The sequence below is a fragment of the Companilactobacillus bobalius genome, from assembly GCF_009764355.1.
In genome coordinates this window covers 194,301-210,715 of record NZ_LNUA01000077.1, presented here as the reverse complement: position 1 = coordinate 210,715, position 16,415 = coordinate 194,301, and the positions used below count along the sequence as shown (strand labels likewise).

Annotated in this window: 14 protein-coding genes; 3 read left to right on the top strand and 11 right to left on the bottom strand. The window is 35.8% G+C overall.

What is annotated here, in order from left to right; all coding sequences use genetic code 11:
* Positions 1 to 102: 102 nt before the first annotated feature.
* The 4 genes from alr to ATN92_RS17395 all read right to left on the bottom strand — a co-directional run bounded on the left by alr (position 103) and on the right by ATN92_RS17395 (position 4,846).
* Positions 103 to 1,215 carry an alanine racemase gene (gene alr / locus ATN92_RS17410; RefSeq protein ID WP_056954393.1) on the bottom strand — a complete coding sequence of 371 codons (1,113 nt, stop codon included), beginning with the start codon at positions 1,213 to 1,215 and terminating at the stop codon, positions 103 to 105.
* Between the two features lies 1 nt (position 1,216).
* A complete protein-coding gene (gene acpS, locus ATN92_RS17405) occupies positions 1,217 to 1,576 on the bottom strand; it encodes a holo-ACP synthase (RefSeq protein ID WP_056954392.1) in 360 nt (119 codons plus the stop codon).
* Between the two features lie 280 nt (positions 1,577 to 1,856).
* Positions 1,857 to 3,398 (bottom strand): degradosome RNA helicase CshA, encoded by a 1,542-nt coding sequence (gene cshA, locus ATN92_RS17400; protein WP_056954391.1) that lies wholly within the window; start codon positions 3,396 to 3,398, stop codon positions 1,857 to 1,859.
* A gap of 83 nt (positions 3,399 to 3,481) precedes the next feature.
* Positions 3,482 to 4,846 (bottom strand): UDP-N-acetylmuramoyl-tripeptide--D-alanyl-D-alanine ligase, encoded by a 1,365-nt coding sequence (locus tag ATN92_RS17395; RefSeq protein WP_056954390.1) that lies wholly within the window; start codon positions 4,844 to 4,846, stop codon positions 3,482 to 3,484.
* A 92-nt stretch (positions 4,847 to 4,938) separates the two neighbouring features.
* Between ATN92_RS17395 and ATN92_RS17390 the strand changes: the two genes are divergently transcribed.
* Positions 4,939 to 6,171 (top strand): multidrug efflux MFS transporter, encoded by a 1,233-nt coding sequence (locus tag ATN92_RS17390; protein WP_056954679.1) that lies wholly within the window; start codon positions 4,939 to 4,941, stop codon positions 6,169 to 6,171.
* 42 nt (positions 6,172 to 6,213) lie between these two features.
* Here the strand turns inward: ATN92_RS17390 and ATN92_RS17385 are convergent, their stop codons facing one another.
* The 7 genes from ATN92_RS17385 to ATN92_RS17355 all read right to left on the bottom strand — a co-directional run bounded on the left by ATN92_RS17385 (position 6,214) and on the right by ATN92_RS17355 (position 14,105).
* Positions 6,214 to 6,462, bottom strand: coding sequence for a type B 50S ribosomal protein L31 (locus ATN92_RS17385; protein WP_056954389.1), 249 nt, complete (start codon positions 6,460 to 6,462; stop codon positions 6,214 to 6,216).
* Between the two features lie 100 nt (positions 6,463 to 6,562).
* Complete coding sequence (gene abc-f, locus ATN92_RS17380) at positions 6,563 to 8,011, bottom strand: ribosomal protection-like ABC-F family protein (RefSeq protein WP_087721261.1); 1,449 nt, start codon at positions 8,009 to 8,011, stop codon at positions 6,563 to 6,565.
* A gap of 110 nt (positions 8,012 to 8,121) precedes the next feature.
* Positions 8,122 to 9,618: a ribosomal protection-like ABC-F family protein gene (gene abc-f / locus ATN92_RS17375; protein ID WP_056954388.1), complete on the bottom strand. Its 1,497-nt coding sequence runs from the start codon at positions 9,616 to 9,618 to the stop codon at positions 8,122 to 8,124.
* A gap of 258 nt (positions 9,619 to 9,876) precedes the next feature.
* Positions 9,877 to 11,151, bottom strand: coding sequence for a UDP-N-acetylglucosamine 1-carboxyvinyltransferase (murA, locus tag ATN92_RS17370; protein ID WP_054642421.1), 1,275 nt, complete (start codon positions 11,149 to 11,151; stop codon positions 9,877 to 9,879).
* Between the two features lie 40 nt (positions 11,152 to 11,191).
* On the bottom strand, positions 11,192 to 12,805 hold the full coding sequence (gene pyrG, locus ATN92_RS17365) for a CTP synthase (RefSeq protein WP_056954386.1): 1,614 nt from the start codon (positions 12,803 to 12,805) through the stop codon (positions 11,192 to 11,194).
* A gap of 165 nt (positions 12,806 to 12,970) precedes the next feature.
* Positions 12,971 to 13,618, bottom strand: coding sequence for a DNA-directed RNA polymerase subunit delta (gene rpoE / locus ATN92_RS17360; protein ID WP_056954385.1), 648 nt, complete (start codon positions 13,616 to 13,618; stop codon positions 12,971 to 12,973).
* A gap of 46 nt (positions 13,619 to 13,664) precedes the next feature.
* Positions 13,665 to 14,105, bottom strand: coding sequence for a YwiB family protein (locus tag ATN92_RS17355; protein WP_056954384.1), 441 nt, complete (start codon positions 14,103 to 14,105; stop codon positions 13,665 to 13,667).
* A gap of 55 nt (positions 14,106 to 14,160) precedes the next feature.
* Here ATN92_RS17355 and ATN92_RS17350 point away from each other — a divergent pair, with 55 nt between their 5' ends.
* Both ATN92_RS17350 and ATN92_RS17345 read left to right on the top strand, forming a co-directional pair.
* Positions 14,161 to 14,967, top strand: coding sequence for a lipoate--protein ligase family protein (locus ATN92_RS17350; protein WP_056954382.1), 807 nt, complete (start codon positions 14,161 to 14,163; stop codon positions 14,965 to 14,967).
* A complete protein-coding gene (locus ATN92_RS17345; RefSeq protein WP_056954381.1) occupies positions 14,967 to 16,307 on the top strand; it encodes an HD domain-containing protein in 1,341 nt (446 codons plus the stop codon). Before ATN92_RS17350 ends, ATN92_RS17345 begins: the two co-directional genes overlap by 1 nt.
* Positions 16,308 to 16,415: the final 108 nt, after the last annotated feature.

The window sequence follows — 16,415 nt, the reverse complement described above, 5'->3', positions numbered from 1 at the left end:
TTTTTGTGATGATGATTTCCCCCTCGTTATTTAATATTAAAGAATAAAGCACTAACAAAAAAATTCAAGTAGAAATTGTATTCTACTTGAATTTTTATTATTTTAATATTTATAAACTCGAGGTAATCTTTCACTCAAGCAGCAAAGAATTTCATAACTGATTGTTCCAGCATACTTTGATGCATCCGTTGCTGTAATCTCTTCATTGCCATCTTTACCAATCAAAGTAACCTTTGTACCAACTGGTAATTCCTTAGGCAAGCGAACCATGAACTGATCCATGCAAACACGACCAACACTCTGACAACGTTCTCCGTTGATCAAAACATCGCAGCCCTGCATTCTTCTCAACCAACCATCTGCATAGCCGATAGGAATTGTCCCGATCCACTCGTCTTCTTTACTAGTGTATGTAGCTCCATACCCAACGCTCTGTCCAGCTTTGATCTTTTTAACAAATGTGAGTTCTGAATACAAACTTAAGGCAGGTTCTAGTTCATATGGTAATTTCGTAATATCAGTTCCTGATGGATTCAAGCCATACAAGGCCAAACCATATCTCACCATATTGACAGCCAAATCTTTGTGCCACAAAGCTGTAGCGGAATTAGCACAATGAACATAAGTGAATTTAGTTGGTAAATCACTAGACATTTCTTTGAAATTCTTAACCTGTTTTTCAAAATAACTTTCATCAGGACTATCAGCAGTTGCAAAGTGTGTAAATAATCCTTCTGGGATAAATGCTTCTTTGTGCTCATTTAAATAGTTACATGCTTCAATCAAACTATCCTTATCTTGGAAACCAATTCGACCCATACCACTATCGACAGCAATATGAACTTTCAAATTAGTAACTCTTAATTCCACAGCTACCTTCAGCCAATCTAAACTACCGACTGTTAACGAAATATCGGCACGTGCGGCCACTTTAGCATATTCTACGGGAACTATACCCAAAACTAAAATAGGTGCTGTAACGCCACTATTTCGAATCTCTAGACCTTCATCTAATGAAGCCACACAAAGTCCAGATGCTCCAAATTCAATTTCAGACTGAGCGACTTTAACTAAACCATGACCGTAAGCGTTAGCTTTTACAACAGCAAAAACCTTTGTTCCTTCAGGAACAGCCTCTAGTTCATTTTGTAAATTTCTCTTTAACTTTGATAAGTCTACTTCAACATAGGCTGGACGATGAATTGATGGTAACATTTTACTTCTCCTCCTCTAGAATAACCTCAGTTATTACTAGTTCATCTGTATCTGATATTGATACATGAATATTACCTTTGAAAATTTCAGTTTTAATATAAGGTTGACCTGATTCATGATTCAAAACGCTCAAATCATGAAATCCTATTCCGCGAAGGCCAGTACCCATAGCTTTCGTAAAGGCTTCTTTTACAGAAAACCTTCCTGTTAAGTATGTCATCTTAGCCTTCTCAGTATTTAGGTTATTAAAGACTTCAACCTCATCTTCATTCAAAATTTTCTCTAAAAATCGAGGGTGACGACCATAAATCTTTCGTACACGGTCAATTTCTGCAATATCTATACCTAATCCTTTGATCATATTTTTTCTCGCAATCCATTTTTTTAATTAATAAATTGAAAAGTTTTCAATTGAAGTAAAGCATAGTTTTCAATTTTTTGCAGTTTCAATCAGCAATTAAATTAAAATTTGTTTGATTTAAGCTTAAATCATAGCATTTTTAGGCAACTTTTCAAGTTTATCGAGTTTCAACCATCTCGGCAGGTCTATTTTACTGTAAAAAAAAAGCCAAAGTAAAATAATTTACCCTGACCTCATTATTATAATTATATTTTCAATAATTATAATTCATATTCATTGATTATAGATTTGTTCTGATTTTGAATGACTTTTTGCTACGACCATTACGTTTGTTGTCATGTTCGCGGCGCTTGCCACCCTTGTCATCATGATGTCCATCACGACGATCACTATTACGACGTCTGCCATTACCACTGCCACCACGGTGATCTCCACCACCACGATGTCCGTTGAACTTACCACGACGACCGTGACCTGAGCGACTGTGACTTACCTTACGTGAAGGAAGTGGTCTTTCAGGAGCAATCTTAACAGGAACACTTTCAGCATCCTTGATTGATTCGCTTAAGAAAATACGAGCGATATCTTCGGCAGAATAATCTGCTAACAATTCTTGAACAGCTGAATCGAAACGATCCAAGTGTTTGTCATGTTCCAAAGTATCTTTAATATCTTGCTTAACTGATTCCAATTGTCCTTTAAGAACTTCTTTATCAGTAGGTTGAGCAAGTGGTTCCATACGCTTCTTAGTTAAGTTTTCAATTGTACGTAGGTAGCCCATTTCATTTGGTGTAACGAATGTTACAGAAACACCAGAATGTCCGGCACGACCTGTACGGCCAATACGGTGAACATAACTATCAGGATCTTGAGGAATATCATAGTTATAAACATGTGATACACCTGAAATATCCAATCCACGAGCAGCAACATCAGTTGCAACTAGGAAGTCCAACTTACCAGCTTTAAACTTACGTAAAACGCTAGTTCTCTTATCTTGTGACAAGTCACCATGAATACCTTCAGCATTGTAACCACGAGCTTGTAAGCCACGTGTAAGTTCATCAACACGACGCTTTGTACGACCAAAAATCAAAGCTAATTCTGGTGCTTGAACATCGAATAAACGAGTCATCAAATCAAATTTTTCAAATTCTTTGGCTTTAACAAAGTATTGATCAATCTTATCAGCAGTCAATTCTTTTGACTTGATCTTAACGATTTGAGGTTCTGTCATAAACTTATCAGCAATTTTCATGATAGGTTTTGGCATTGTAGCTGAGAATAACAATGTTTGATGTTTGTTTGGAACGTTTGAAAGGATACTTTCAATATCTTCAACGAATCCCATATCTAACATTTCATCAGCTTCATCAAGAACAACGGTATTAACGTTGCCAAGTTTCAAGGTATGACGGTTGATGTGGTCAAGCATTCTTCCGGGAGTACCAACCACGATCTGAGGGTGATTCTTCAAGGCACGGATCTGTCTTCTAATATCTGATCCACCATAAACACTTTGAACCTTAACCTTCTTGTCACTACCTAAGCGGTAAAGTTCTTCTTGTGTTTGAATAGCTAATTCTCTAGTTGGAGAGATAATCAATGCTTGAATGTTACTTGATTGAGTATCAACGGCATTTAAAATTGGTAAACCAAAGGCTGCCGTCTTTCCTGTACCAGTTTGAGCTTGGCCAATTACGTCGGCCCCACTCATAACTAGTGGAATAGTTTGAGCTTGGATGGGTGTTGTTTCTTCGAAACCGGCTTCATTAATAGCGCTCAGTAATCTGGGATCTAAATCTAATTCTTTAAATTTCACAAATGTCCTCCATTTTTTAAAACACGATAAAATAACAATCTATCTACTTTACCATGTTTTATAAACAATCACAATTGACAAGACTAAATTAGTTCATGTAAAACGTTTTCTAAATGAATTCCATGGCTACCCTTTAATAAAATCGTGTCATTGGGCTGTAATTCTTCTTTTAATTTTGTAGTTAATTCTTCTAACTGACTCTTTTCAAACCAGAAAAGATCGTTTGTATCATATTTAGCACTAAGTTTGTTGCGTAAATACTTCATATAATCGCCAACAAGATAAACTTTGGCAAAATCTTCTTTGTTAATATGACTTGCTAAAGACTCGTGAAGTGTTTCCGATGCTTGACCTAACTCTAGCATATCGCCTAAGACAATCAATTTACGACCTGTAGTCTTAATATCTTTCAAACTGTTAAGTACTTCGATGGCTGCAGTTGGATTAGAGTTATAAACATCACTCAAAATATCAGCGCCATTTTCAGCTTTCATCCATTCAGTACGGTTGGCTGTTACAAATAAATCCTTCAATGCTTGTTGCATAGCTTCTGGTTTAATATGGGACATTTTACCTACTAGCATTGCGGCTAAAGCATTATTGACATTGTACTCACCCATCATTGGTATTTCAAAATCTATTTCAGGCCACAAGTTAGTCTTAAAACTAGTTGTTGTTTTACCAGGATTAATTTCTGTCGCATACAAATCATTACTGTCATGATTACCAAAAGTTGCTTGTCTTTGACTTACCTTTTCAGCGCGCTCTAATAGCAGTGGTTCGTCCCCGTTATAAACGAAGGTTCCATCTTCATTAAGGTGATCGACGATTTCCATTTTTGCATCAGCAATTTTATCTCTAGTGCCAAAAAATTCAATGTGCGCTTCACCAATCATTGTAATAACGGAAATATCAGGGTTAGCAATATCGCTCAAATGGTCGATTTGACCAGGACGATCCATTCCCATTTCGACAACTAAAACTTCAGTATTAGTTGGCATATTCAAAATTGTGTATGGCACACCAATTTCATTATTGAAGTTTTGTGGAGTTTTAGCAACATTATTGCTTGTGCTTAAAATCTTAGCAATCATATCTTTAGTCGTTGTCTTACCGTTACTACCAGTCACAGCAACAACTTTAGGATTGACTTTCTTCAAATAATATTTAGCTAAATTCTCAAAAGCTTCTGAAACATTTTTTACAACAACGTAAGGTACTTCGTCGTTAGGAATTTCGTGATCACTTTGCCAAATAGTAGCACTGATGCCATTCTTAATTGCACTATTAATAAACTCATGTCCATCACGTTCCCCCTGCAATGGAAAAAACAAATCACCAGTTTTAGCTTTACGACTGTCAAAACAAACCCCTGTTATTTCAACGTCTTCAACGTTGTCACTTTCAATTTTTAATGCAGAGTAAACTTCCCTTAACTTCATCTTCATAGAAAAACTTCCTTAATTTGAAAAAATAATTTTATAATAAGATATAAACAAAAAAAGAGTATACTAAGATACTTAGAAAGGATTTGATGTATATGACATCTAGTACAAGTGATACTCCTGAACCGAATAATTATTGGAAAAAGAATCTAATAGTTTTATGGTTTAGTACTTTTGTATCAGGTATTGGCTTTAGTATGATTACACCTTTTATGCCATTATACATTAACCAGTTAGGTAATTTCACAAAAAGTCAACTTGTGATCTGGAATGGTATTGCCTTTTCATCGACCTTTTTAGTCATGGCAATTATTTCTCCTATTTGGGGTAAGATTGCTGACCGTCGTGGTCGAAAATTAATGCTAATTCGAGCTTCACTTGGCATGGCGATTGTTATTTTCCTACAGGCCTTCGTAACTGCACCCTGGCAATTAGTTGTTCTAAGACTCCTTCAAGGTGTCTTTTCTGGATTCGTTAGCAATTCCAACACATTAATTGCTTCAACAGCTCCTAGATCTGAAAGTGGAAAAGCCTTGGGTACTTTAAATACCGGTGTTATCTCCGGTACTTTATTAGGGCCACTGGTCGGCGGTGTAATTGCACAATATTTTGGTTATCGAATTCCCTTTATGATAACCGGTTCTCTACTTTTCATTGCTTTCATCTTGGTTACTATCTTCATCAAAGAAGATTTCAAACCTATTCCCAAAGGTGAAGAGGAATCAACGAAGGAAATTTTCCACAAGTTGAAAAATCCTAATCTCATTTTGGCAATGTTTGTCACAACCATGATTATTCAGACCTCTAACAACTCAATTAACCCGATCATTAGTTTGTACGTTAAACAATTAATGCACAATTCTAGTCAGGTCACGTTGGTAGCTGGAGTCGTTGCGGCGATGCCAGGTATTGCTAATATTATTGCTGCGCCTAGATTTGGTGCTCTAGGTGACAAAATTGGGACGGGGAAAATTTTAGTTGGTGGATTAATTTTTGCCATCTTAGTTTACATTCCACAAGCCTTTGTCACTAACGTTTGGCAGTTGGCTGCTTTGAGATTCTTAGTTGGTGTTTCCGATGCCTGCTTAGTTCCTCAGGTTCAGACAATTCTGGCCAAATATACTGATCCAAAGTACACTGGTAGAATCTTCGGATATAATCAGTCATTCCAATCAGTTGGTAATGTCTGTGGACCACTCTTAGGTTCTTATATCACCAGTGCCTTAAGTTATTCTGCTGTCTTTATCAGTACTAGCGGTTTAGCCTTAATCAACTTCATTTGGGTTTATACACACTTGAAATCAAAGAAAAGCAAAGTCAAAATATAAAGCTTTGCAAAAAAAATAAGCCATCCATTCGGATGACTTTTTTTACTTGTTTGACAAGCCATATTTCTTGTTGAAACGGTCGATACGTCCATCTGCTTGAGCAAACTTTTGTTTACCAGTGTAGAAAGGATGTGAATCTGATGAGATTTCAACACGAATTAATGGATATTCGTTACCTTCGAAATCAGTTGTTTCTTTTGATTCAACAGTTGAACCAGCTAAGAACTTCTTACCTGTTGATGAATCCATAAATACAACTTGATGGTAATCTGGGTGAATTCCTTGTTTCATTCTATGTCGCTCCTTTGCCATAAATCTTTTACAGAAATATAGATTAAATTACTAACAGTGTCTAATAATATCATGAGTTACACAATTATTCAATACCATTCTAATAATGTAAGTAAACCTTGGCACTAGAAACCGCATCAATTAGATCTTGATCGTGATCGATTAACAACATCGTTGGATGTTGTTTTTTTATTGCTTCAATAATTTGTTGACGAGTAATCACATCCAAGTAATTCAAAGGCTCGTCCCAGAAATAAAGATTAGCCTCTTCTGACAAACTAACTGCCAATGCGACTTTTCGACGTTGTCCCTGACTCATTTGTTCAATCGGTTGTTCAAAGAGATAGCGTTCAAAGCCTAACTTACGTAAATTGGAAAAAATTAATTCAGGCTCGATTTGTTTTTGTTCCGCCAATTGTCTGATAGTACCTTGCAATTCATTGTCTTGACGCAGATAAGAAATTTTTAACCTTTTAGCCAATTGGATATCTCCACTCTGTTCAAAAAAATGAGACAATCCTAAAATACTTTTGACGATTGAACTTTTTCCAATTCCATTGGGTCCCATTAGTGAAATAACTTGATTCACTTCTATTTTAAAATCAACTTTAGGAATCATTATTTTATCCCTTTTCAAGGATAAATCAACTACCCGTAGAGGGACCTTAGGATACTTTAATTCTTGATAATTAAATTTTAATGGATCTTCAATTTCAATATTCTTCAATAAAGACTGCTTCTCACTTACCGATTTATCAATTCGTTTCAGAACGTGTTGGGCCTTCTTCATCATCTTTCTAGCAGTACTATCAGGATTAACTTCCGATTCCAATGCCCAATTTTTTCGTTCATTAGCCGTGACTTTTAAACGATTAATATCTTTTTGCAACTGTCTCTTTTGAGATAATTCTCGTTCATCCTGATAATTCTTTTGCTGTTGCCAAGTATCAAAATTTCCCTTATAAACCGAAATTTCGTTTCGATCAATTGATATTACGTGATTAATCACTGGATTTAAAAAACTTTTATCATGACTTATAACTATAAATCCCTTTTTACCTTTTAAGTAATTAGCTACTGTTTTTCGACCTTCAATATCTAAATGATTCGTCGGTTCATCAAGCAATTGAAAACCTGATTCATCGAGAAATAGAATAGCCAACAACACTTTAGTTTGTTCACCAGGACTTAAATTAGAAAATTTTCGTTGCAAAACATCCGCATCAACTTGCAACTTTTCTAATTCAATTTCAATTTTCCAAAGATCGTAATCTTCTAAATGTGCTAAATTCTTAACTACTTCAACGGTTGGCACATTTTTATCAACAACCGTCTGTGGATAATAATAAAAGTTCAGATTAGAAATTATTTCCCCTGAAAAATTTAATTGTCCCATTATCATCTTTAATAATGTTGTCTTACCACGGCCATTACGTCCTATCAGTCCCAATTTCCAGGACTCGTCTATTTTCAAATTGATTTTGCTGAAAAGATCTGTTGCCATTTGATCATATCTAAAACTAGCATCTTTTATTTGTATTGTTCCCATAAGAAAAATACCTCCGATGTAGTCAAAGGATTACTTGGACTACATAAATTTATATGATGAATTAAAAAATTTTTTTCTCAACTTTAAAACTCCCTTTCGTTCCCACATGATTATTTATGTAGTTCAATTCTTTTACTAGAAACTGAATCAATTAGGTCCTGATCATGATCGATTAACAACATCGTTGGGTGTTGTTTTTTTATTGCCTCGATAATTTGTTGACGAGTAATTACATCTAAATAATTCAAGGGCTCGTCCCAGAAATAGAGATTGGCCTCTTCTGACAAACTAACTGCTAGTGCGACTTTTCTACGTTGTCCCTGACTCATTTGTTCAATCGGTTGTTCAAAGAGAGCGCGCTCAAATCCTAACTTACGTAAATTAGAAAAAATCAATTCTGGTTCAATTTGTTTTTGTTCCGCCAATTGTCTGATAGTACCTTGCAATTCATTGTCTTGACGCAGATACGAAATTTTTAAATTATTTGAAACATGAATTCGCCCAGTTTGTTCAAAAGGCTGTGATAAACCTAGAATTTGTTTAAAGATAGTTGTTTTGCCAATTCCATTAGGTCCAATTAAGGACACCACTTGATCTCGTTTCACTTTAAAATCAACTGTTGGCGTCACAATATTTTTATGTTGTAATGTTAAATTTTCTACCTGTACGAATACGTCAGGATGCGATAATTTTTCGTAATTTAGTTCGATAGGGGCTTCTATCTCGATATTTTTCAACAAAGTCTTCTTCTCATCGATAGCCGAGTTGACCCGATGTTCAGCTGTTTTAGCTTTTTTCATCATCTTGGCAGCCTTAGTACCAATGAATCCCTTATCCAAATGCACTTTTTCAGTGTAATGCTTTCTGTTCTTATGCGATTCAGTTTGTCTGGACCAATTCTCACGTTTAACCGCTGTTTCATGAAGTCGATTAATATCTTTCTTCAACTGCTCCTTTTCGGCTAACTCTGACTGATCTTGACGTTCTTTTTGTTCTTGCCAAGTATCGAAATTTCCTTTGTACACCACCACATCACTACGATCAATCGAAATGACATGATCAATTACTGGATTTAAGAAGCTCTTATCATGACTAATCACAATAAAGCCCTTCTTACTCTTAAGATAATCTGAAACAATCTTTCTACCCTCAATGTCTAGATGATTGGTTGGCTCATCAATTAATTGGAATCCCGATTCATCAATAAACAAGATTGCCAATAATACTTTAGTCCGTTCACCTGGACTCAAGGTTGAAAATTCTTGTTGCAAAACATCCGCATCAACTTGCAACTTTTCTAATTCAATTTCAATTTTCCAAAGATCGTAATCTTCTAAATGCGCTAAATTCTTAACTACTTCAACGGTTGGCACGTCTTTATCAACAACCGTCTGTGGATAATAATAAAAATTTAAATTGGAAACGATTTGTCCTTGATACTGTAACTGTCCTAACAACATCTTCATCAAAGTCGTTTTTCCACGACCATTACGGCCGATTAAACCTAGCTTCCAACTCTCATCAATCTTTAAATTTAAAGCACTGAATAAGTTATCCACCATTTGATCATATTTAAAACTGACATTTTCTATTTGAATTGTTCCCATAAAACAACACCCCACTTAAGGTGCGGGTCAGATCGACTTGGTTTGTTCATTTTTTTCGACAAAAAAAGAGAACGCTAAACAGCGTTCCCTAATTTACTTTTGGGAAGCACTGTTGAGAATTTAAGCCGAGCCAAACTACACACCATATATTTCTATACTTGTATAATTTTGAACTCTAGCTTATTTTCTCAACGGCGCACTTCCTCTCTTGTATTAAACTATCACTTAATTTACCAATTTAAATCTTTAAAGTCAAGACTAAACTAAATCATCTTCACCAATCAGCTTAACATCGGCATTTAAACAATGTAATTTCCAAACAACTTGATCATAACCACGTAGAATATTTTCAGCATGATCAATCACTGTTTGACCATCGGCCAATAAACCAGCAATCATCAAGCAAGCACCAGCTCTAATTTCATCAGCACTAACATTAGCGCCCTTCAATTGAGCCCCACCGTGAACAAAAATCAAATCATTTTCACTTGTGATATTGGCACCCATCTTAGTCAATTGAGAAATATGTTTTACTCGTTTGGGATAGATGGTGTCAACAATCATTGCTTCACCACTAGCTTTCATCAGTAATGGTGTAATTGGTTGTTGCAAATCTGTGGCAAAGCCAGGATATGGCATTGTCTTGATGTTAACAGCCTTTAGATTGGGAGATGGTTTCACGTAAATACTATCTTCACCAACTTCAAGGTTCACACCCATTTCATCTAATTTAGCTAAAAAGGCATCCAAATGTTCACTGATGATATTCTTTACCAAAATATCGCCACCATTTGCTGCAGCTAAACTAAGATAAGTCCCTGCTTCAATACGATCTGGAATAATAGTATGAGCATTATTCGAACGTAATGTATCGACACCTTCAATACGAATTGTTTCGGTACCTACGCCACGAATAGTTGCTCCCATATTGTTCAAGAACGTTGCTAGATCAATGATCTCGGGTTCCTTAGCAGCATTTTCAATTATAGTTGTTCCTTTAGCTTTAACAGCAGCAAGAATCACATTAATTGTTGCACCAACTGAAACCATATCTAAAAAGATCTTTGCTCCTTTAAGACCTTCTTCAGGAGCTGTAATAATGATTTGCCCGTGTCTGTTCTCAACGTGTGCACCTAGTGCTTCAAATCCTTTAATATGTTGATCAATTGGACGTGGTCCAATATCATCCCCACCTGGGAAACCAACAACAGCCTTACCAAAACGGCCTAGCATTGCTCCCATAAAGTAATATGAAGCTCGCAAACTACTAACTTTTCCACTAGGCAATTCAGCAAATTGGATATTAGTTGGATCAATTTTTAATACATCATTATTCATTTCAGAAGTAACGTTCATATCTTTTAAAATTGAACGCAAGTTTTTTACATCTCTAATTTGTGGTACTGAATCTAACACTACAGGTGTATTAGACAAAATAGCAGCTGGAATCAAGGCTACAGTACTATTCTTAGCCCCGCCAATTGTTACTTCACCTGATAATTTCTTTCCACCGTTGATTACAAGTTTTTGCATAAGCTTTTTCCTAACTATATTTGACTACTTCAAGAGAAGACTACATGTTGTCTTCTTCAAGGCCTGAAGCTGCACCGATAAAGCCTTTGAATAGGCCTTCTGGCTTAGTAGGTCTTGACAAGAATTCTGGATGGTATTGAGCAGCAATGAAGAACTTGTTTTCAGGAATTTCGATAACTTCAACCAAGTGGTTGTCTGGTGAAACACCTGAGAATACTAGTCCAAGATCTTCAAATTGTTTACGATATTCATTGTTAAATTCATATCTGTGACGATGTCTTTCTTGGATAACTGATTGATTATCATAGGCAGCAGCTGTCTTTGAACCTGGTTTTAACTTACATGGGTAAGCACCTAAACGTAATGTACCACCACGGTCTTCAACATCTTTCTTGTCTGCCATGATATCGATGATCTTGTGTGCTGCATCTGGATCAACTTCACCAGTTGTAGCATCCTTGATACCAGCAACATCTCTAGCAAATTCAATACTTGCCATTTGCATACCTAAACATAGTCCAAGATATGGCACATCATTTTCACGAGCATACTTAATAGCAGCAATCATACCTTCAAGGCCACGACTACCAAAACCACCTGGTACTAGAATACCATCAGAATCTTTAAGATAATCGGCTACATTGTCATCATTGATAAGGTCAGCTGAAATCTTTTCGATCTCTATCTCTGTATTATAAACATATCCAGCAGAACGAAGTGCTTCAGTAACAGAAATGTAAGCATCTTGTAATTTTGTATATTTACCAACTAGAGTGATCTTTGTCTTATGCTTCAAGTTGTTAACACGGTCAACCAATTTATGCCAGTCTGTCATGTCAGCTGGTTTTGTATCTAAGTGCAAGTAACGACATACAATGTCATCAAAGTTTTGAGCTTGTAAGTTCAATGGAACATCGTACAATGACTTAGCATCACGTGATTCGATAACGGCTTCAGAATCAACATCACAGAATGATGCAATCTTGTCTTTCATGCTTTGTGGCATTGGAAGTTCAGTTCTAACAACCAAGATATTAGGTTGAATACCGATACCACGTAATTCTTTAACACTGTGTTGTGTTGGCTTTGTCTTCATTTCGCCAGCTGCCTTCAAGTAAGGTACTAGTGATGTATGAATATAAACAACATTCTCTGAGCCAACTTCGGCCTTCATTTGACGCAATGCTTCTAGGTATGGTTGTGATTCAATATCACCAACAGTACCACCAACTTCAGTAATAATAACGTCTGAATCTGTTGTAGTTGCAGCACGCATAATTTTTTGTTTGATCATATCTGTAATATGTGGAATAACTTGAACAGTTGCACCGTTATAATCACCACGACGTTCGCGACGAATAACTTCTGAATAGATCTTACCTGTAGTAACGTTTGAATACTTGTTCAAATCGTTATCGATAAATCTCTCATAATGTCCAAGATCAAGGTCAGTTTCTGTACCATCGTTTGTAACAAAAACTTCACCGTGTTGATATGGGCTCATTGTTCCTGGGTCCACATTAATGTATGGATCAAATTTTTGCATTGTTACCTTAAGTCCGCGATTTTTTAGCAATCTACCAAGGGATGCGGCAACGATTCCCTTACCTAATGATGAAACGACTCCACCTGTAATAAAAATGTATTTAGTCATAACTTCCTCCACATATTAATTCTAGGGATTTCTTAACTCACAAAAATAAAAAAGTTCCCCATTCAGCATGAACAGGGAACTTAAAGTTGTCTATCTAATAGAGCCCGAACTATATAATACCGTGATATGTTCGAGTCGTCAAACTTTTAATTCAAAAAGTTCAACTTAATTTTCGTCATCATCGTCGTCGTCGTCATCGTCATCATCATCTTCGTCGTTAAGATCGATGTCTTCATCGTCATCATCGTCCGCGTCAAATTCAGATAATTGACCTTCGATACCGTCGTCTAATCCTTCATCATGGGGATCATCGTCGTCATCATCAACTGATGTTAAATCTGAGTTAGTAAATTTAGATAAGTCAGGGCCATTATCTGAACCATCGCTATCGTCATCATCGTCCATCTCATTAACATCCAAATCACTGTCATCGTCATAGTCGACAACATCATCATCTTCATCATCGTCACTCAAGAAGGCATTAACCTTTTGAGCAGCTTTATGAGCATTTTCTGTACCATTATCCTCAGGATGATTTACTTCTTCATCAACTGAATCATATGGATACCACTTACGTAAGCCCCATACATTCTCACCCAATGAAAGAAAACTACCATCATTATTTAAATCTGTGTAAAATTGTGGAAGTGATCTCTTGATGTCCTCATCCGACTTGCCTAAGTAGTCTTGTATTTCATTAACGATATCAGAAAAGTTCATGACTTTCTTGTTATTCTCGTTAAGAATCTCGTATGCAACCTCAATCAATGAGAGTTCGTCTTTATTTTGATCCTTGAATTTATCAAACTTCAAACGTGTACACGTCCTTTCGCAGCGTCTTACTTATAATCATATCTACCTATACGCCAAAAATCAATCTAAACTTATAATTACCTATTACATTATTGTCGTAAATCAAATCATAATCAATGTTTATTTTTCCTGAAAGTGGTTTACTTACGATTTCGACTTTTGAGTCTTTGGTAAATGTATCTAGTGGTAGAACACCATATTCTGTTTCCAATTGTCCATTATTATGCTTCTGATGTGTAAAATATAAAAGTGAAGACAAATTAGTCGATTTGGCAACACGTTTGATATGAATTTCACCGTCACCGCCAACTTTTACTAAGATGGATGCATTCGCACCATTTTCTAGACTTTCATTGAACCTTAGATAAATTGATTTACCCATTTGAGTGAACTTACCTGGTTCAGCAATCTTCGTTTTCGTTAAATTGCCTGACTGTAAAGTCTCAATACTCAAATTCACATTTACATCAATACTATTATTTTCCAATCCTTACCGCCTCTACATGATAAAATTATATTAATTAATTAAAAGAAGTGATTAAGTGAACAATACTATTATATTATACGACCAAAAAATAAGCTCTAGCAAAGATCTGCTTGTTCCTTTTTCAGATACTGGGGCTATTTTAAAATTTGTTTCCGAAAACAATCAACCCGTAATTCATTTTTGGGTTACGCCACCAACAGTTATTTTAGGTATGCAAGACAAACGTCTCAATAACTTGTCAGCCGGTCTTGAAATGTTATCAGAAAAAGAATATCTTTTCTACCTTCGTAATTCCGGTGGATTAGGTGTCGTCACCGATGCTGGCATTCTTAACTTCTCTATCTTCTTGCCAGACAAGGATAATCTATTGATTGATGATGCTTATGAAAAAATGTTCACTGTCCTCAAAGAAAGTTTTTCTTCCAAAATAAAAACTGGCGAGATCAGTGCCTCTTATTGTCCAGGAACATACGACCTCAGCATTGATCAAAAAAAATTTGCTGGTATCTCTCAACGAAGAGCCGGAAATGCTGTTGCTATTATGGCCTATATTAGCGTCAACGGGCAACAAAAAAATCGCAGTCAATTGATGAAAGATTTTTATGAAATTAGTAATTATCCTCTAAAAAATGGTTATCCGCAAATAGATATTCATTCGATGGAAAACCTTGATACTTTGTTGGGATACGATCTCTCAATTGAACAAGCCAAGCAAAAGATTTTAGCTACCATAGCTAAAATATATACTATTAGTAAAGAGGAATTCTTCATTATTCAGAATTCTCTACCATATCAGAAAGCCTACAATGCAACTTTAAAAGATTTAATCAAACGTAATCAACAAATACTGGGGGAAAAATAATGTCATACCATATCGAAATGTTACCACGTGAAAAAGTTTTCCGCGATCCAATTCACAATTATATTCACGTACAACACAAAGTAATTTTAGATCTAATCAATACTAAGGAATTTCAAAGACTTCGTCGAGTTAAACAACTTGGTACAGCCTCATTCACTTTCCACGGTGCAGAACATTCTCGTTTTGGCCACTGTATCGGTGTTTATGAAATAACCCGTCAAATCTGCGATAATTTTCAAAGAAATTATTCCACCAAAACTCCTGGAGATGGACTCTGGGATGACAACGAGCGAATCGTTGCTCTATGTGCTGCCCTTTTGCATGATGTTGGACACGGACCATATTCACACACCTTTGAACACATCTTCAATACCGATCATGAAATGTGGACTAGAAAGATCATCACGTCACCAGAAACTGAGATTAATCAGGTTTTAAAACAAGTTTCTGATGATTTTCCTGAAAAAGTCGCTAGTGTAATTTCTCATACTTATCCTAATCCTCAAGTTGTTCAAATGATTTCTAGTCAGATTGACGCTGACCGTATGGATTACCTACTTCGTGACGCCTATTTCACAGGTACTAAATATGGGATGTTCGATTTAACTAGAATCTTGCGAGTTATGCGTCCTTATAAAGATGGAATCGCCTTTGATTACGATGGGATGCATGCTGTTGAAGATTATGTTTTGAGCCGTTTTCAAATGTATCAACAAGTTTATTTCCACCCCGTTTCTCGTGGTATGGAAGTAGTTTTAACTAAACTGCTACAAAGAGCTAAAGATTTATACGAACATAACCACATGAATGGTTTTGAAATGCCTAGTCTCCTGATTCCTTTCTTTGAAAACAAAGTTAATATTGATGACTATTTACTTTTAGACGATGGCATTCTCAATACCTACTTTACTCTTTGGCAAAGTTATCCTGACGAAATTCTCAAAGATTTGTCTTACCGCTTCCTTGCACGTAAACCATTTAAATCAGCCAAGTACGATAAAAAGACTAAACACTTATTGCCAGAAATTGCTGATATCGTTGAAAGTGTCGGTTTCCAAAAAAAGTACTACACCGATACTAACACTAGTTACGATTTACCTTATGATGTTTACAACCCTAATTCCAACAAGAGTCGAACTCAGATTGAGATCATGCAAAATGATGGTTCACTAATTGAACTATCCACTATCAGTCGTTTAGTTAAAGCTTTGACCGGTAAAATTTCTGGAGATGAACGTTTCTACTTCCCTAAATCAATGTTGATGGAACATTCCGATGATATCTTCAGTAACGAATATGATGAATTTCAAAAGCATATTTACAACGATACGATTATTTAACTCATAGCGCTTTCATATTTTTGAAATTTTAATTAAAATAAATGTATTAAATCTCTATTTCACTCGTGCAATTCTTATTCAGTGAGATTATGATTATTTTGAATTCAA